Below are 16,903 nucleotides of genomic sequence, written 5' to 3'. Positions count from 1 at the left end.
CATGCCCGGACCGCAGTTCCTCGTCATCGGCGCAGCACGATCGGGCACGACGGCGCTGTACCAGTACCTCGCCGAGCACCCCGGGCTGTTCCTCACCGAGCCCAAGGAGCCGCACTACTTCGCGCTGGCCGGGACGACGCCGGCGTTCACCGGGCCCGGTGACCGGCAGACGATCAACCGGCTCGCGGTGCCCGACCGGGACGCCTACCTGCGGTTGTACCGGGACGCCCGGCCCGGCCAGCTCCGCGGGGAGGCGTCGGTCTCGACGATGTACTCGCCGGAGGCGGCGGCCCGCATCCGCGAGATGGCCCCCGACGCGCGGCTGGTGTGCGTCCTGCGCGACCCGGTGGACCGGGCGCTGTCGGCCTACGGCTTCATGCGCACCCGCGGGTGGGAGCCGTGCCCGACCTTCGAGGAGGCGCTGCGGGACGAGGAGCGCCGGATCGCCGCGGGGTGGCACCACATCTGGCACTACACGGCGATGAGCCGGTACGGCGAGCAGCTGCAGCGGGTGCTGGAGGTCTTCCCGCGGGAGCAGCTGCTGGTGCTGCGGCACGAGGACCTGACCGCCGACCCCGACGCCGTGCTCGCCCGGGTGTACGCCCACCTCGGGGTGCCGCCGGTCCCCCGCACGGTCGCGCCGGATCCGCACCGCTCCGGGGAGCCGCGCAGCCGGTTCCTCGGCCGGGTGGTCAGCACGCACCACCCACTCAAGAAGCTGCTCGCCCCCGTCGTCCCGACGTCGGTGCGCCGGGCGCTGCGGCGGCGGATCGTCGCCGGGAACATCGTGCGGATCGGCTACCGCCCGGAGACCCGGCGCGCGCTGGTCGCACGCTTCGCCCCGGACCTGGACCTGCTCGAGCAGCTCACCGGTCTGGACGTGGCCGCGTGGCGGTCGCCGGACCGGCCGGCGGGCGGCGCCCCGTGACCGGCTCCGCCGGCCGGCTGGTCATGACCCTGCGGCTGCCCGACCGCACGGGCGCGGCCAAGATGGCGCTGGAGTTCGCGCGGGCGCTGCGTGCCGACGGCTTCGAGCTGACCCTGGTGCACGGCCCGGTCCCCCGCGCGGGCCCGAGCGTCCTGCCCGACATGGCCGCCCTCGGCGTCGCGACCGTGCTGGAGGAGCGGCTCGAGCGGCCCTGGGACCCCCGCCTGGTCCCGGCCCTGGCCGACCGGGTGCGCCGCGAGGGCGGGCGCTGCGTCATCGGGGTCAACCAGCGGGACCGCGCCCCGGCGCTGCTCGCCGCGGCCCGCGCCGGTGTCCCCGGGGTGCTCATGGTGCAGAACCAGCACCACTTCTGGGGGCCGCGGCCGCTGGCCGCCCTCAAGCGGCGCAGCTACCGGGCCGTGGTCGCCCGGGCGACGACGCTGGCCGTCTGCACCTCCGCCGTCGTGCGCGACGAGATGACCGGCTTCGGCGTGCCGGCCGAGCGGACCGTCGTCCTCCCCAACGGCATCGTGGTCGCTCCCCCGGCCCGGCCGGCCGCCGCGGAGCGGGCCCGGCTCCGGGCGGAGATGGGGGCCGGTGAGGACGACCTGCTGCTGCTCAACGTGGGCCGGCTGGACCCGCAGAAGGGCCAGGACGTGCTGCTGGCGGCGCTCGCCGGCCTGCCCGCACCGGTGCGGGTGGCCCTGGTGGGCTCGGCCGGGGACTCCGTCGCTGCCCGGCGGACACAGGACTACGCGACGTCCCTGCGCCGGCAGGTCCGCGAGCTCGGCCTGGCGGGCACCGTCACCTTCCTCGGCTGGCGGGACGACGTCGCCCGGCTGCTCGCCGCGGCCGACGGGTACGTGCACACCGCCCGGTGGGAGGGCCCCGCGCTGCCGCTCGCGGTCATGGAGGCGATGGCCGCCGGCTGCCCGACGGTCTTCACCGACTGCTCGGGGCGGCCACCGGTCTTCGAGCCCGGCCGGGACGGCCTGCTGGCCCGGACCGGGGACCCGGCGTCGGTCCGGGAACGGATCACCGAGCTGGCGGCGCTGTCCCCGGACGGGCGCGCGGCGATGGGCGCCGCGGGCGCCGCCCTCATCCGCGCCCACTACCGGGCCGAGGACCTCGGCCGCACCTTCAGCCGGCTGGTCCGCGGCGTGCTCCCCCCGGACGGCGCAGCCGGTCCAGGACGGGCCGCCGCCGGCTGACCCGGTCGCGCCGCCGGGCCAGCAGCCGGTCGTAGAGCTCGACGTGCGCCTGCACCATCCGCTCCGGCGCGAAGTGCTCGACGAAGCGCCGCCGTCCCGCGGCGCCGAGCCGGGCGGCCAGCTCGGGGTCGGTCAGCACGCGCACCAGGTCGCGCGCCAGCACGTCCACGTCGCCGGCCGGCGACAGCAGCCCGGTCTCCCCGGCGACGACGACCTCCGGGATCCCCTCGACGGCGAAGCCGACCACGGGCCGGGCCGCCGCCATCGCCTCCAGGTTGACGATGCCGAACGCCTCCCAGCGCGACGGCAGGGCGAGGACGTCGATCCCCCGCATCACGTCGGCGAGGTCGTGCCGCCACCCGGTGACGTGCACGCGGTCGCTGACCCCCAGCTCGCCGGCCAGCGCCTCGACCGCCGCCCGCCGGGTGCCGTCACCGACGACGACGACGTGGGCGCCCGGCACCCGGGCGAGCACCGCGGGGACCGCCCGGACCAGCAGGTCCACGCCCTTCTGGTCCTCGATCCGACCGACCAGTGCGACCAGCGGTGCGTCCGGGGGCAGGCCCAGCTCCGCCCGCAGGCGGGACCGGTCGGCCGCGGTCGCGTCGCCCACGGCCATCCGGGTGGAGTACGGGATCACCGTGCAGTCCCGGGGCCGGAACAGGCGGGAGCGGACGCCGACGTCGCGGATGAACCGCGAGCCGGCGACGTAGTGCGTGGTGAACAGGCCGAGGACGCGCTCGGCCGTCCGGTACAGCGAGCGCCTGGGCTGCGGCACCCCGGCGTGCCCGGCGTAGGCGTGCAGCATGTGCACCCGGACCGGCGTGCCGGCGGACCAGGCCGCCACCCGGCCCATGGCGCCGGCCACCGAGGTGTGGGTGTGCACCACGTCGTAGCCGGAGCGGCGGATGTGTGCCCGGATCCGCAGGAACTGGCGGAGGAGCTCCGCCGGCCCGTCCGGCGTCGCCTGCTTGAAGTGACCGGCGCCGTGGGAGGGGGCGTAGTCGAGCACGGGGAGCCCGCTCGCCCGGACGGCGTCGTCCAGCGGGCCACCGCCGGAGAGCGCGATCGTGGTCTCGAACCGGTCCGGGGGCAGCAGGGTCGCCAGCTGGAGCAGGTGCTCGGCCGACCCGCCGACGGTGATCCCGGTCAGCTGCAGGACCTTGACCCGTCCGCTCATGCCCGTCCCTCCAGGTGCGCCGCCGTCGGCCACCTCGACAGCCGGGGCCCGAGCAGCGCCTGCAGGTCGGTGACGTCGTCGGCGAGGGAGGCGGCCAGCCGGGCCCGCGTCGCGGGGTCGACCGCCATCGGGTCCAGGTTCGCCGAGCGGATCCGCTCCCGCTGCCGCGCCGGCACGGCCGCGGTGACCAGCCGCCGCAAGGACGGGGAGCGGCGCAGGCCGTTCAGCGCGGAGGCGACCGCCCGGCTGCGCGGCAGGCCCGCCGCATTCACCCGGCGCGTCGGGTCGATGTCGACGTCCGGGTCCACCTCCAGGAACTGCAGCACCCGCCGCAGCTGACCGGCCGGGTCCGCGGCGAAGTCCTCCTGGACGACGACGAGCAGGCGGTCGCCGAAGGCGGCGGCGAACGGCGCGAGCTGCTCGGCGTATCGGCTGAGGCGGGCCAGCTGCCACATGTGGCTCCACCCGTCCCGGGTGCGCTGCTCCTCGGCGGCCAGGCACTCCTCGAACGTCCCGGCGTCGTGGCCGCGGGACCGCAGGTACAGCCAGCTGGAGAACGCCCTGTCGACCGGGTCCCGGAGGCAGACCACGAGCCGGCACCCGGGCGCGCAGTACCGCTCGATGGCGGGGATGGAGGCGTCGGGGTAGGCCAGCGTGGTCACCGACCCCTCGCCGAGACGCGCCTCGGAGCGGCCCTCGAACAGCCGCCGCCACGCCTCCTCGCCGCGCACCGCGGACCGGTTGACCAGGTCGTCGTCGCCCACCCCGGCGAAGTGCGGGCCGCCACCGGGGAAGGCGAGGAAGTGCGGCTCCTTCGGAGTGGCGACGAAGACGTCCGGGTGCTCGCGGAGGAAGGAGGTGAGTGCGGTCGTCCCGCTCCGCGCCGCCCCGATGACCAGGAAGTTCGCCGCCGCCGCCACCGGCGGGATGCTACCGGCGCCGGCCCCGGCGGCGGCCGGCGTGCGACCCCCTGATTTGGGGGGCCGGCGCACCCACGGGTGGCGGTGTCCCCGGCCCCGGCAAGTCCGGACCCTGTCAGCAGACCACGGAGACAGGAGCCGGATGACCGAGGTGTCGTACGAGCAGGGCCGGACCAGCCGGCGTCCGGAGCCGCTCAGGCGGATCCTCGCCGATGTCCGCCCCGCGTCGGATCCCGACGCCCTCGGTTCGGCCGCCGATCTGCACCTGCCCGAGCGCGAGGTCCGCGACTCCGCACCCGTGGTCCGCGCCGGGCTGCTCGTCCTGGACGCCGTCGCGCTGGCGCTGCCGATGGCCTGGCCGGGCGGGGCGGTCCGCGCCGGTGCCGCGTTCGTCGTCGTCGCCCTCCTCGTGCTGGCGTGCTCGGGCGCCCACCGCCCGCGGATCACCCTCTCCGCCCTCGACGAGGCCCCCCGGCTCCTCCCCCGCGTGGGCGTGGCGCTGCTCCTGGTCGCACCCTTCGCCTCTTCGGCGGCAGGTGACCTGGCGCTGCACGCGGCATGGGCCGTGCCGTGCGTCGTGATCGGCCGCGGCCTCGGCTACGCGGCCGTCCGCAGCGCGCGGCGGCACCGGGTCGTCGAGGAGCTCACCCTGGTCGTCGGGGGTGGCCGGCTGGGGATGCAGCTGCTGGCCACGATGCAGGAGCACCCCGAGTTCGGCCTCCGCGGCGTCGGGTTCCTCACCGACGGCAGCCCGCTCGACGAGCGCGAGCCGCTGGGCCACCTGGAGGACCTGGACCTGGTCCTCGACACCTACGGCGTGCGCAAGGTCGTCGTCGCCTACGGCCCCACCCGCGAGGCCGAGCTCGTGGACCTGGTGCGCAGCGCGGCGCTGCGCGACGTCGAGGTCTACGTCGTCCCGCGGTTCTTCGACGTCGGCATGTCCCCGGGCGGCCCGGACATCGAGGACCTGTGGGGCATCCCGCTGCACCGGGTGCGCCGGGCCGCGCTGCGCCGGGGCGCCCGGCGGGTGAAGCGGGTGATCGACGTCGCCGTCTCGGGGGTGGCGCTCACCCTGCTCTCGCCGGTCATGGCGCTGCTCGCCGCGGCGGTGCGGATCAGCAGCCCCGGCCCGGTCCTGTTCCGGCAGCCGCGCACCGGGCACGGCGACGCGCGGATCGAGATCCTCAAGTTCCGCACCCTGCGGGTGCCCGCGGCGCAGCAGCCGGCCGACGGGCCCCGGACGAGCGGCTCGACGCGGACGACCATGCACGCCCGGCAGGTCGACGTCGAGCAGCGGCAGACGCGCCTCGGGAACGTGCTGCGGCGGACCAGCCTCGACGAGCTGCCCCAGCTGTGGAACATCCTGCGCGGCGACATGTCCCTCGTCGGCCCGCGGCCGGAGGAGTGCACCTACGCCGCCCAGTTCGCCGATTCGGTGCACGGCTACCGCGACCGCCACCGGCTGGCCGTCGGCCTCACCGGCTGGGCCCAGATCCACGGCCTGCGCGGGGACACCTCCATCGAGGAGCGGGCCCGGTTCGACAACGCGTACATCGAGCAGTGGTCGCTCTGGCGCGACGTCGTCATCCTGATCCGTACCACCGCCGCCGTGCAGCGGCAGGCTCTCCACACGGCCGTCCGCACGGTGACCAGCAGTTGACCCACCCCTGTGCCTTCACCGGCCGCGGCCGGTGGAGGCGTCCCGAGACGAGAAAACCCATGCGCGAGCACGACACCGACACCGGCTCCACCGCCGGCCGCGAGCGGCCGGCCGGCCCGTCGCTGAGCCGGCGCGGGCTCCTGCTGCTCGGCGGCGCCGGACTCACCGCCCCGGTGCTCGCCGGGCTCTCCTCGTCCACCTCCCCGCCGGCCGGTGCCACGCCGCTGGCCCTGCGCGGCGACGACGACGACGTACTGGACCTGCGCGACTTCGGCGCGGAGGGCAACGGCCGGGACGACGACACGAGGGCGGTGCAGCGGCTGATCGACGCCAGCGCCCGCCGTGGGGTCGTCGGCGTGGTGCCCCGCGGGGTGTACCGCTGCACGGCCGGCCTCTCCGTGCCCCCGGGCGCGCAGCTGCACCTCGCACGGGGGTCGCTGCTGCTGAAGGACTGGGCGGCGCCCGTCGGCCTGCAGGACGCCTTCCTCCGCAACGCCGACCTGGCCGTGCCGTCGAGCGGGGTGCGGATCACCGGGACCGGGACGATCGGCGCCCGGGACCACACCCGGACCGGGGTGGTGATCGGGCTCTACGGCCACGACGTGCTGCTGAGCGACTTCACCATCGACACCTACGCCGGCGGTCAGGCGATCATGTACAGCGGCGACCGCGGCCGCATCCACCAGGTCACCGTCCGGAACAGCGCGCAGGAGACCGGCACGGGCGGGATCCGGGTGTTCGGTGGTGCCGACTTCCTCGGCACCGGGTGCCACGTCGAGTCCGGGGACGACTGCTACCAGTTCGTGCCGATCGGCAACCCGGAGGCCGAGCCCTCGCTCTACAACCGCAGCATCGTCCGCGGCAGCTTCGACGGGTGCACCGGGGCGAGCTCGGTGAGCCGGTTCATGGTCGCGCTGCTCGAGTTCACCGGTGGCGAGCCCGGGACGACCGACATGGACGCGTCGGTGTCGGACTGCTCGTTCCGCGACTGCCACGGCTCGGCCGCCAACCGGGGCATCGTCGTCAAGAACACCCACAGCCGCGGCGCCATCGAGCGGGTCACCTTCACCGACTGCACCGTCGACATGTCCGGTGCCGAGGACGCGTCCACCCAGGAGATCCGGGTGCAGACCGATGCGGCGTCCCAGGGCGCGATCCGCGACGTGACGTTCACCCGCACCGACGTCCTCGCCGCCGTGAACAGCCCGCTGCGGGTCGGCGGCCCGAACATCAGCGGCCTGACCTTCGACGGGTGCACGTTCACCGCCCCGTCGGGGGCGGCACCGACGACCGTCGTGGTGGACGGCACCGACCGGCCGCGCTTCTCCGACTGCACGTTCGTCGGCGCCCCCGGCAAGCGGCTGCTCGTGGTCGGCCCGGTCACCGAGGTGACGGCGCTGTCGGTGGAGAACTGCCGCTTCACCGGTCTGGAGAGCCTGTGGGCGGTCGACCTCCTCGGCGTCTCCGGGGCCCGGGTGGCCGGCTCGACCTTCGAGCAGGCCGCGGGGGCCTCCACCGCGCGGGCGATCCGGGTGTCGCCCACGTCGAGCGGGGTCGCCATCGAGGGCAACGACTTCACCGGGCTCGACCACACCGAGCCGGTCACCGACCGCGCCGGCGACACCGTCCTGATCGGCAACCTCGGCGCCTGACCCCGCCGGTCCGCCGCCCCGGTCCCGCGGCCCCGGCGGGACCCCGCACGCCGCTGCCCGGTGCCCGGTGCCGGGTAGCGGCGCCCCCAGCAGCGTGCCTCCGGCCACCCCTGCGCACGCCCTGCCACGTCCCGGGACGCACGGCGACGGCGACGTCGCAGCCGCTGCGCCGAGCCATTCCTCTCGCCATTCCACCACCACCGATCAATACCGTTGCGTCACCCGTTGTCCGACCGTCCTGACCGAAAGTCAGGAACGCCGCAGCGGTTCCCGCAGCTGCGCGGGCCCGGCGCGGCGACGCCGCCGGACCGGGCGATGGCGCAGGTCAGCCCCGGATGCGCGCGGATCGGGAACGCAGGGAAATGGCTCGCTCGCACCCAGTCATTCCGAATGCGTGTCGCGTAATGCACCCCCCAAATGGTGGGAGTTCCCCACCCCCTCGGTGCGGCTGTGGCGCGTGTGGCGGAACCAGAAGCATTTCCCCTGCCACAAGGGGACTTGCCGAGGAGCTGTACCGATGGAAACGCCCAGCCTGAACCGACGTGACGTGCTGAAGCTGTCTGCGGCGGGCACCGCCGCACTCGCCCTGCCCCTCCAGGGCGTGGTGTCCGCGGCGTCGGCATCCGACCTCGACGAGAGCCGGTTGCCCACGCCGTACGCGGCCGCCTTCAAGGCGCCTCCCGTGCTGACGCCGACCGTCCGGGACGACGTGCGCAGCAACGTCTTCGGGCACGTGCCGGACGACTACGTGCCCGTGCCGGGGAACGCCCACTACCCCGGCGAGCCGATCCTGGGCTCGGAGTACCTGGGCACCGACTACTACCGCGTCACGCAGACCAACGTGCAGGTGCAGATCGTCCCCGGCCTCTGGACGAAGATGTGGGGCTACAACAAGTCCGTCCCCGGACCGACGATCCGCACCTACCTGCAGCCCGACCCCGACAACCCGGGCCGGAAGATCCCCCGGCGCACCGTCATGCAGGTGCTCAACGAGCTGCCCAAGCGCCACCCCACGCTGGGCTACATCCCGTGGACGTCGACCCACCTGCACGGTTCGCCGTCCAAGCCGCAGTTCGACGGCTACGCCGGCGACCTGACCCACCCGGGCGAGTGGAAGAACTACCAGTACCCGAACAGCTGCTCACCGCGGACCCTCTGGTACCACGACCACGGCGTGCACCACACCGCGCAGAACGTGTACATGGGCCTGGCCGCGCAGTACCACGTCGTCGACGAGGAGCTGGAGATCGGCCTGGGCATCCCGCGCTGGGACCGGCAGAAGGCCGCCGACGGCAAGCCGCAGTACGAGTTCCCGCTGATCCTCAGCGACGTCATGTTCACCTCGACCGGCCAGCTGATGTTCGACGACGACAACGAGTCGGGTCTCTACGGCGACGTGATCCTGGTGAACGGCGTGCCGTGGCCGAACATGAAGGTCGAGCCGCGCAAGTACCGGTTCCGGATGCTCAACGGCTCACTGGCGCGCGGCTACAAGCTGCGGATGAGCAACGGCATGCCGTTCAAGGTGATCGCGACCGACGGCGGCTTCATGCAGGCCGCCCAGACCGTCACCGAGTTCACCATCGGCATGGCCGAGCGCCTCGAGTTCATCCTCGACTTCAAGGACCTCAAGGGCACCAAGGTCCAGCTGCTCAACGACGGCGTCAAGAACGCCCGGGACTTCGACCACACCGGCAAGGTAATGCAGTTCGAGGTCGGCCGCGGGGTCACCAGCTTCGACGGCAACCTGTCCCCGAACTCGGTGGGGGCTGCGCACCCGGTGATGACGCTCAAGGCCGCCGACCGGTCGGCGGTCCGCAGGATGGAGCTGCACCGGAGCAACGGGCTGTGGAAGATCAACGACACGACGTGGGACGACGTCGTCAGGTCGAACTACGAGCGGGTCTTCGCCACCGTCCCGCGCGACGCCATCGAGATCTGGGACGTCGAGAACACCTCGAGCGGCTGGTTCCACCCGCTGCACATCCACCTGATCGACTTCAAGGTGCTCAGCCGCACGGTGGCCGGCGTCAGCCAGCCGCCGCGGCCCGAGGAGCGCGGCCCCAAGGACGTCGTCTACGTGGGCGAGGAGGAGACCGTCCGGCTGCTCATGCGGTTCGAGCACGAGGACGGCCGCTACATGATCCACTGCCACAACCTGTCGCACGAGGACCACGACATGATGTTCCAGTACCAGGTGGGTCATCACGACATCGACTGCGACTCGATCAACAGCGATCCCCCCAAGCCGCTGCCCGCGCCCCCGCTGGTCCCGCAGGAGCCGGCGGCCCCGGAGCCCGCCGTCACCGAGCCGACGAGCACGACGGAGCCGGAGAGCACGGCGACCGCCGAGGCCACGACCACGGCGCCGGCGTCGGAGACCACGACCACCAGCACCCCGACCTCGGAGGCCGCGACCACCAGCGCCGCCCCCACCTCGGAGGCGGCGGCCACCAGCACGGCCACGACCACCACCGCCACGACCACCAGCGCCACGCCGACCCCGACGAGCGCACCGTGAGCGCGCCGACGACGACCGCGGAGCCGGCGCCGGTCCGCACCACGACCGCGCCGGGCCGCGACCGCTCCGTCGCCCGGTGGCTCGGAGCGGGCGCGCTCGGGGCCGGCGCGGCCGGCGGGCTGCACCTCGTCGTCGGGGTGGACCACCTCGAGGCCGGCGAGCTGGCGGTCGGGTTCTTCCTGCTGGTGGGGCTGGCGCAGCTGGGCCTTGCGGCCTGGCTGCTCCTGAGCAGCTGGTCGGGTCTGCGACCGGGACCGCGCGTCGTCACCCTCGCCCTGGCCGGCACCGTGGCGCTGGTCGGGCTCTACCTCGTCGCCCACACGACCAGCGCCTTCGACGCCTTCGCGGTGTCCGACGGCGGGCACGGGGGCGGGCACGGCGAGGCGGCGCACCTGCCGGGAATCGACCCCGTGACCGGGGTGGACCTCTCCGACGGCGTGGCGATCAGCACCCCTGGTCCGGTCGCCATGGCCGGCGAGATCGCCCCGGCCCGGCACGCGCCGGGAGTGCTCGGCCCGGTCACCGTCGCCGCCGAGCTCCTGCTGGTCGCCGCGCTCGCCGCCCTCCAGCCGGCCGCCTGGCGGCGGCGCACGGTGAACGCCGTCCTCACCCTCGGCCTCCTCGCCTGGGCGCTGTGGTTCACCGGCGTCCTCGCCTGACTCCCCCAGTCCTCCCCGCCTACGTCCGCGTCTCCTCCTCCCGGCACCACCGTGGCGCCGGGGAACCGCACGGGCCCCCCGGAATCCCGCCATGTCGCCTCTCGTCCGACGCCGGACGAAGGTGGGGCCGGCGAACCCCACGCACGGTTGTCCGGCGTGGTAGGAGGACGGCGCCGCCGGGGGACCCGAGGGCCGGGCACCCGCAGGTGCCCGGCCCTCGGGCGGACGGGTCAGCCCGCGGCCGTCCGGACGACGGCGGTGAGCCGCCGCTCCGCAGCGGCGTCCAGCGCGTTGACGAACCAGGCGGACTCCACGAGGGGGTCGGTCGCCGACCGGTTCGCCTTCTCTGTGAGCCCGAACGAGATCAGCCCGTCGTCGTTCCGGAAGAAGACCAGGACCGGGCCGCCGCGGGCGTACCCCGGCTGGCCGTAGTAGAGCCTGGGCCGCAGTTCGAGGACGGCGGCCACGACCAGCGCGTGCAGCCGCTCGCCGACCGCCCGCTGCTCCTCGGGCCAGGCAGCGATCTTCTCGAGCAGCTTCGCCGCATCATCGGTCCTCGTCGTCCTCGCCACGGTCGTTCCCTCCTCGTGCCCGGTCACCTGCTGCTCGGCCGTCGCTGCTCCGAATCGCCCCACCATGCCTCGTCCGCTGAAGCGTCCGGCCGCCGGGGACACCGCTCGCCGGTGCACCATCGGGCCACGACACCGTCCCAGGAGGGCAGACGTCCATGACCGCGGACCGCCACACCCTGCTCCGCGCGCTCTACGCCGCCTTCAACGCGCGCGACATCGACGCCGTGCTGGCGGCCATGGCGCCGGACGTCGACTGGCCCAACGGCTGGCAGGGCGGCCGGGTCGCCGGGCACGACGCCGTCCGCGGCTACTGGGAGCGCCAGTGGGCCGAGATCCGCCCGCACGTGCAGCCGACCCGCATCTCCGAGCGGGCGGACGGCACGGTCGAGGTCGCGGTCCGGCAGGTGGTCCGCGACCCCGGGGGCTACGTCCTCGACCGCTCCGACGTCCGCCACGTCTACACCTTCGACGGGGACCTGGTCCATCGCATGGACGTCGAGAGCTAGCAGTCGGCCCGGCGTCGCCCGCCCGCCCGCACGGCGGGGCCGGTGCCTGCGGACAGGCACCGGCCCCGCCGGATCACGTCAGGCCGTCAGTGCGTGCGCCGACGGCCGCTCAGCCGGCTGAACAGCCGCTTCAGCAGGTTCGCCTTGATCAGTCCGGATACGAGTCCCATGCCGGTTCCTCCCGAGGTCGTCCGATCGGATGTCCCCGGCCATACCCCCGCACACCCGGATGCACGTGCCGACCGGGTCGCCGACGGCCGGACGGGGCTCCTCCCCCGTCGGGGCCGGCGGCCCGGTGGTGCAGAGTCAGGCCTCGTCGAGGACCCCGACGGACGGCACGCACGTGGCGTCCCCCGAGCAGATCGCGAGCGGACCATGAACGAGACGGTGCCCACTGTCCCCGCGGGCGCGGCGCGGCCGGCGACGAACTGGGCGGGGAACGTCGTCTACCGGGCGGCGCGGCTGCACCGGCCGACCGGCGTCGCGGAGCTCCAGGAGATCGTGGCCGGGAGCCGGCGGGTCAAGGCGCTGGGCTCCCGGCACTGCTTCAACGACATCGCCGACTGCACCGCCGACCTGGTGACCCTCGACGGGCTGCCCGGGGACGTCGAGCTCGAGCGGTCCCCCGACGGCGCGGGCGGGATCGCCTGGGTGACCGGCGGCGCCCGGTACAGCGAGCTGGTGCCGCGCCTGGCCGAGCACGGATGGGCCCTGCACAACCTCGCCTCGCTGCCGCACATCACCGTCGCCGGTGCCACGGCCACCGGCACGCACGGCTCGGGCAACCGCAACGGGTCGCTGAGCACCGCCGTGGCGGGCCTGGAGCTGGTCCGATCCGACGGCGAGCTCGTGACCCTCGCGCCCGGGGACCCGGAGTTCGCCGGCGCCGTCGTCCACCTCGGCGCGCTCGGGGTCGTGACCCGGATCGGGCTGCGGTTCCAGCCGACGTTCCAGGTCCGCACCAACGTCTACGTCGGCCTCACGTGGGACCGGCTGTTCGCCGACTTCGACGCGGTGGCGGACGCGGCCTACAGCGTGAGCGTGTTCACCGACTGGCACGAGGTGACCCAGGTGTGGGTCAAGGCGCGCACCGACGAGCACGACGTCGCACCCGAGGAGTTCTTCGGGGCCCGCTCGGCCACGGTGCCGACGCACATGCTGCCGGGCACTCCGGTCGAGAACCTCACCGACCAGCTGGGCCTGCCCGGCGAGTGGCACGAGCGGCTGCCGCACTTCCGCACCGGGTTCACGCCCAGCAACGGCGACGAGCTGCAGACCGAGTACTTCGTGCCCCGCCGGCACGGGCAGCACGCCTGCGACGCGCTGCGCGCGCTCGCCCCGAGGATCGCGCCGCTGCTGCAGGTCAGCGAGCTGCGCACCGTGGCGGCGGACGAGCTGTGGCTGAGCCCGGCGCAGGGCGGCGACGTCCTGGCGCTGCACTTCACCTGGCTCCCGGACGAGGACCGGGTGCGGGCGCTGCTGCCCGAGATCGAGGCGGCGCTGCGCCCGTACGGCGCCCGCCCGCACTGGGGGAAGCTCTTCACCACCGGCGCCGACGAGCTGGCCGGGTGCTACCCCCGGATGCCGGACTTCCGGGAGCTCGTCCGCCGCTGGGACCCGCGCGGGGCCTTCCGCAACGACTACCTCGACCGGACCGTGGCCGCCTTCGGCTGACGGCGGGCCGGCGCGGTCAGCCCACGAGCAGGGGCGAGGTCTCCTCCGAGGTGGCGGCGGACCGGCGCGGGGCCGCCGGCACGAGCGCGTCGATCAAACGGTCGTCGAGCAGGCAGCGGTCGCCGGAGACCACGACGGTCGCCGCCCACTCCGACAGACCCGTGCCGCGGTGCTCCCCGCCGCGGGCGGGTCCCTCCACCCGCAGCGTCGACCAGTCCGGGTCGGCCCCGGCGGCGGCGGCCATCACGCGGAGCTGCCCACGGAGACCGGCGGTCACCCGGTCCCGGTCGTCGTAGGGCAGGGCGGCTGCGGCGCGGTACATCACGACAGGAGTACGTGCCCGCTCCGCGGCGGGCCACACGGATCCGCGCCGGATGTGACCCGATCGAGTCCCGCCCCGCGACCGCGCGGCGTCAGCCGTTGACCCCGCTCCGCGCGGTCCGCAGGTGGTGCGCCGTGGCCTCCGCGAGGGAGGCGTCGTCCACGGCGACCGTCACGATCGTGGCGCCCTCGGCGGCGAAGCCGGCCGCCTCCTCGCCGCTGCGCGCGTGGACCCCCACGGGGACCCCCGCCGCGACGGCCCGGGCGATGATCGAGGACAGGACGCCCCGCAGCTCGGCCCGGTCGTCGGCGCCGGTCAGCTGCAGGGACAGCGCGAGATCGCCCGGGCCGATGTAGACCCCGTCCAGCCCCTCCACGGACAGCACGGCGTCGAGATCTGCGAGCGTGGACGCCGCCTCCACCATCACGACGACCAGCGGCTCGTCCGCCCCGCCGAAGAGCCGGCCGATCGACCGCCGGCCACGCGGCTCGTACCGGCTGGCGGCGACGACCTCGCGGGCGTGGTCGGCGTCCCGGACGTTGGGCACGATGACGCCGCAGGCGCCGAGGTCGAGGGGCCGGCCGACGTCGGCGAACAGCGAGCTGCGGGTGCGGACCAGGGGCACCGAGCCCGCCGCCGTGACGGCCGCCGCCGCACCCGGCAGGTCGGCCTCCGCCGTGGCCCCGTGCTGCAGGTCGACCACGACGAAGTCGGCGCCGGTCCGCGCCAGCACCGCACCGGTCACCGCCCCGGGCAGCCTGTTCCACAGGCCGTGGCACGGCTCCCCCCGCGCCCACCGCTGCCGCAGCTCGACCTCGCTGATCGCCATCCCGACTCCCTCTCCGCCGACTCCGCGACGCCCCGTCGCGGCCAGGACGATCCTGCGCGGACGGTGCGCCCAGCGCGACCGAGGCGTCGCGGGTCCGGTGCGCCTAACGCGATGCCAGCGCGTCGGTGAGCAGGGCGACGAGCGCCTCCAGCTGCACGTCCGCGGAGGACTGGACCTCCTCGTCCGACCCGTCGAGCGCCCGGGCGGCGAGCCCGGCCTTGCTGTCGATGAGCTCGGCGATCCGGGCGTCGATCGTCTGCGCGGCGATGATCCGCCAGGCCGTCACCGGCTCGGTCTGGCCGATGCGGTGGCTGCGGTCGATCGCCTGGGTCTGCTCGGCGTCGGTCCAGGACAGCTCGGCGAGCACCAGGTTGGAGGCGACCTGGAGGTTGATGCCCACCCCGGCCGCGACCAGCGAGCACACCGCGACGGCGACGTCCGGGTCGCCGACGAAGGCGTCGATGTTCTTCTGCCGCACCGTCGGCGTCTGGTCGCCCCGGATGGAGGAGAACCGCACGCCCTGCCGGGTGAAGGTCTCCTCCGCGGCGTCCAGGACGTCGACGTGCTTGGCGAAGAAGACGACCTTGCCGGCGCTGCGGGCCAGCTGCGCCGCGTAGTCCGCCGCGAGGCCGGCCTTGGCCCGGCCGATGCGGCGCATCATGCCGAACACGTTCTCGCCGGCCGTCGCGGTGGTCGCCTCCTTCAGCTCCCACCGGGCCACCTGGCGCACGAGGTCGGCGTCGATGCCCTCGACGGCGTCGTCGGACGAGCGGTTGGCCAGCACGGTCTCGTACCGGGTCACCATCCGCCGGGCGAGCTCCTGCTCCGCGGCCCGGATCGACCGGCCGGCGGCCCCGTCCAGCTCGACCGGGAGGTCGGCGATGCGGCGGGCGGGGATGTCGGCGGCGACGTCGACCTTGCGACGGCGGACGATGCCCATGTCGACGACGCACCGCCGGGCCGCCGGGTAGAAGCCGGGGTCCGCGGGGGTCAGGCCGGTGTCCTCGAGGGCGTCGACCAGCTCGCCCAGGGGCTTGCTGTCGTCGACCCAGCCGAGGAACTGCCAGATGGCCCGGAAGTCGTCGATGTCGTTGATCAGCGGCGTGCCGGTGAGCGCCATCAGCAGCGGGCGCACGGTGCGGGACCGGAGGCGCTCGGCGAGCTCGAGCACGTTGCGCGAGCGCTGCGAGGACTTGTTCTTGATGAAGTGCGCCTCGTCGACGACCATCCCGCGGAAACCGAAGTCGCCGATCCAGCCGGCGTGCCGGTCGAGCACCTCGTAGTTGACGACGACGATGTCGGCGAAGCCGTCGATCGTCTCGCCGTCGCCCTGCACCACGGTGGCCGGGCGGTGCGGGGTCCAGAGGCCCGCCTCCCGCGCCCAGTTGGTCTTGACGACGCTCGGCACCACCACGAGCAGCGGGTACGCGTCGGCGGCCTCCGCGGCCAGCAGCGCCTGCGCCGTCTTGCCCAGGCCGGGCTCGTCGGCCAGCAGGAACGTCCGGTGGCCGGCGGCGGCCGCGGCGACGAGCTGCGCCTGGTGCGGCATCAGCTCGAGGCCCTTCGGCACGGGCAGCCAGGACGGCGTGGGCAGCGGCATGCACGCGGCGTCGCCGGCGCCGGCGCGCTCGAAGGAGCTGAGCAGCGGGTCGAGCAGCTCCCAGCCGGCCAGCCGGCGCGGTCGTGAGACCCGCTGCGGCGCGGCGGAGAAGTCGGGCGCGAGGAAGGGGTTGGCCAGCTGCCGGGAGACCACCGACTGGGGCACGACCCGGCGCTCGGTGGCGGCGGGGGCGGCGGCCACGGGCTCGGGCGCCGGGGCCTCCTCGGCGGGCGGCTCGATGCCGGCGTCCTTCAGCAGCTCCAGGCGGAGCGTGCGGGCGGCGTCGGAGGTGACGGCGTCCTCGGCCAGCAGCGCCAGCAGCCCGGCGTCCTGCACGGCGGTCGTCGCCAGGATGGTGGCGACGCCGTCGAGGCGCTTGAGCTGCTCGGTCCGGGAGGACTCGCTGCCGGTCGCGTCCTCCCGCACGCGGGCGCGCTCCTCGCGCAGCAGCAGCGCCACGGCCTGGAACTTCGTCCGCACGGACGGCGTCACGCGGCCGCGCTGGGCGGCGGCCTCCACCTCGCGGACGGTGCGGGCCAGCACGCCGATGACGTCACCGTCCTTGACGCGTCGCTGGCTCCGCGGAGCGGTGCGGCGAGTGCCCGTCCGGGACTGGCCTCGTCGAGCCACGTGCTCCTCCTTCGCAGCGCCCGGCACTGTTGCCGCAGC

Annotated in this window: 14 protein-coding genes; 8 read left to right on the top strand and 6 right to left on the bottom strand. The window is 74.8% G+C overall.

The window, feature by feature from the left end; all coding sequences use genetic code 11:
- Nucleotide 1 precedes the first annotated feature (1 nt).
- Both O2W17_RS18625 and O2W17_RS18620 read left to right on the top strand, forming a co-directional pair.
- On the top strand, nucleotides 2-928 hold the full coding sequence (locus O2W17_RS18625) for a sulfotransferase family protein (RefSeq protein ID WP_269193941.1): 927 nt from the start codon (nucleotides 2-4) through the stop codon (nucleotides 926-928).
- Nucleotides 925-2,139: a glycosyltransferase family 4 protein gene (locus O2W17_RS18620; protein WP_269193940.1), complete on the top strand. Its 1,215-nt coding sequence runs from the start codon at nucleotides 925-927 to the stop codon at nucleotides 2,137-2,139. The genes O2W17_RS18625 and O2W17_RS18620 overlap by 4 nt, the downstream gene beginning before the upstream one ends.
- Here O2W17_RS18620 and O2W17_RS18615 read toward each other — a convergent pair.
- Both O2W17_RS18615 and O2W17_RS18610 read right to left on the bottom strand, forming a co-directional pair.
- The gene (locus tag O2W17_RS18615; protein ID WP_269193939.1) at nucleotides 2,069-3,319 is read right to left on the bottom strand and encodes a glycosyltransferase; all 1,251 of its coding nucleotides are present in this window, start codon (nucleotides 3,317-3,319) and stop codon (nucleotides 2,069-2,071) included. The two genes, O2W17_RS18620 and O2W17_RS18615, sit on opposite strands and share 71 nt — an antisense overlap.
- A complete protein-coding gene (locus tag O2W17_RS18610; RefSeq protein WP_269193938.1) occupies nucleotides 3,316-4,239 on the bottom strand; it encodes a sulfotransferase family protein in 924 nt (307 codons plus the stop codon). The genes O2W17_RS18615 and O2W17_RS18610 overlap by 4 nt, the downstream gene beginning before the upstream one ends.
- A 142-nt stretch (nucleotides 4,240-4,381) precedes the next feature.
- On the opposite strand from O2W17_RS18610, the gene O2W17_RS18605 reads away from it, so the two are divergent.
- From O2W17_RS18605 to O2W17_RS18590, 4 genes are all read left to right on the top strand, one after another.
- Nucleotides 4,382-5,899, top strand: coding sequence for a sugar transferase (locus O2W17_RS18605; protein WP_269193937.1), 1,518 nt, complete (start codon nucleotides 4,382-4,384; stop codon nucleotides 5,897-5,899).
- Between the two features lie 59 nt (nucleotides 5,900-5,958).
- On the top strand, nucleotides 5,959-7,551 hold the full coding sequence (locus O2W17_RS18600) for a hypothetical protein (protein ID WP_269193936.1): 1,593 nt from the start codon (nucleotides 5,959-5,961) through the stop codon (nucleotides 7,549-7,551).
- A gap of 517 nt (nucleotides 7,552-8,068) precedes the next feature.
- Nucleotides 8,069-10,072, top strand: coding sequence for a multicopper oxidase domain-containing protein (locus O2W17_RS18595; RefSeq protein WP_269193935.1), 2,004 nt, complete (start codon nucleotides 8,069-8,071; stop codon nucleotides 10,070-10,072).
- Entirely contained in the window at nucleotides 10,069-10,731 is a 663-nt protein-coding gene (locus O2W17_RS18590; RefSeq protein ID WP_269193934.1) for a hypothetical protein, read from the top strand. The genes O2W17_RS18595 and O2W17_RS18590 overlap by 4 nt, the downstream gene beginning before the upstream one ends.
- A gap of 230 nt (nucleotides 10,732-10,961) precedes the next feature.
- Here O2W17_RS18590 and O2W17_RS18585 read toward each other — a convergent pair whose 3' ends face one another.
- The gene (locus O2W17_RS18585) at nucleotides 10,962-11,369 is read right to left on the bottom strand and encodes a hypothetical protein (protein ID WP_269193933.1); all 408 of its coding nucleotides are present in this window, start codon (nucleotides 11,367-11,369) and stop codon (nucleotides 10,962-10,964) included.
- Between the two features lie 89 nt (nucleotides 11,370-11,458).
- Between O2W17_RS18585 and O2W17_RS18580 the strand changes: the two genes are divergently transcribed.
- Both O2W17_RS18580 and O2W17_RS18575 read left to right on the top strand, forming a co-directional pair.
- Nucleotides 11,459-11,809: a nuclear transport factor 2 family protein gene (locus O2W17_RS18580; RefSeq protein WP_269193932.1), complete on the top strand. Its 351-nt coding sequence runs from the start codon at nucleotides 11,459-11,461 to the stop codon at nucleotides 11,807-11,809.
- A 375-nt stretch (nucleotides 11,810-12,184) separates the two neighbouring features.
- On the top strand, nucleotides 12,185-13,483 hold the full coding sequence (locus O2W17_RS18575) for a D-arabinono-1,4-lactone oxidase (RefSeq protein WP_269193931.1): 1,299 nt from the start codon (nucleotides 12,185-12,187) through the stop codon (nucleotides 13,481-13,483).
- Nucleotides 13,484-13,499: 16 nt separating this feature from the next.
- On the opposite strand, the gene O2W17_RS18570 is transcribed toward O2W17_RS18575, so the two are convergent.
- The 3 genes from O2W17_RS18570 to O2W17_RS18560 all read right to left on the bottom strand — a co-directional run bounded on the left by O2W17_RS18570 (nucleotide 13,500) and on the right by O2W17_RS18560 (nucleotide 16,864).
- A complete protein-coding gene (locus tag O2W17_RS18570) occupies nucleotides 13,500-13,805 on the bottom strand; it encodes a hypothetical protein (RefSeq protein ID WP_269193930.1) in 306 nt (101 codons plus the stop codon).
- Nucleotides 13,806-13,896: 91 nt separating this feature from the next.
- The gene (locus O2W17_RS18565) at nucleotides 13,897-14,634 is read right to left on the bottom strand and encodes an HpcH/HpaI aldolase family protein (protein WP_269193929.1); all 738 of its coding nucleotides are present in this window, start codon (nucleotides 14,632-14,634) and stop codon (nucleotides 13,897-13,899) included.
- Nucleotides 14,635-14,737: 103 nt separating this feature from the next.
- On the bottom strand, nucleotides 14,738-16,864 hold the full coding sequence (locus O2W17_RS18560; RefSeq protein WP_269193928.1) for a DEAD/DEAH box helicase: 2,127 nt from the start codon (nucleotides 16,862-16,864) through the stop codon (nucleotides 14,738-14,740).
- Nucleotides 16,865-16,903: the final 39 nt, after the last annotated feature.

The sequence above is a fragment of the Blastococcus sp. VKM Ac-2987 genome (assembly GCF_026967805.1).
GTDB lineage: Bacteria > Actinomycetota > Actinomycetes > Mycobacteriales > Geodermatophilaceae > Blastococcus.
Note: the sequence above shows the minus strand (reverse complement) of the source record. Positions and strands in the feature narration are given on the sequence as shown.

What these genes read in the sequence shown, in the direction of transcription:
- O2W17_RS18615 (WP_269193939.1), bottom strand. Translation starts at nt 3,319, where the DNA reads ATGAGCGGACGGGTCAAGGTCCTGCAGCTGACCGGGATCACCGTCGGC.
- O2W17_RS18575 (WP_269193931.1), top strand. Translation starts at nt 12,185, where the DNA reads ATGAACGAGACGGTGCCCACTGTCCCCGCGGGCGCGGCGCGGCCGGCG.
- O2W17_RS18585 (WP_269193933.1), bottom strand. Translation starts at nt 11,369, where the DNA reads ATGGTGGGGCGATTCGGAGCAGCGACGGCCGAGCAGCAGGTGACCGGG.
- O2W17_RS18605 (WP_269193937.1), top strand. Translation starts at nt 4,382, where the DNA reads ATGACCGAGGTGTCGTACGAGCAGGGCCGGACCAGCCGGCGTCCGGAG.
- O2W17_RS18580 (WP_269193932.1), top strand. Translation starts at nt 11,459, where the DNA reads ATGACCGCGGACCGCCACACCCTGCTCCGCGCGCTCTACGCCGCCTTC.
- O2W17_RS18565 (WP_269193929.1), bottom strand. Translation starts at nt 14,634, where the DNA reads ATGGCGATCAGCGAGGTCGAGCTGCGGCAGCGGTGGGCGCGGGGGGAG.
- O2W17_RS18600 (WP_269193936.1), top strand. Translation starts at nt 5,959, where the DNA reads ATGCGCGAGCACGACACCGACACCGGCTCCACCGCCGGCCGCGAGCGG.
- O2W17_RS18595 (WP_269193935.1), top strand. Translation starts at nt 8,069, where the DNA reads ATGGAAACGCCCAGCCTGAACCGACGTGACGTGCTGAAGCTGTCTGCG.
- O2W17_RS18625 (WP_269193941.1), top strand. Translation starts at nt 2, where the DNA reads ATGCCCGGACCGCAGTTCCTCGTCATCGGCGCAGCACGATCGGGCACG.
- O2W17_RS18570 (WP_269193930.1), bottom strand. Translation starts at nt 13,805, where the DNA reads ATGTACCGCGCCGCAGCCGCCCTGCCCTACGACGACCGGGACCGGGTG.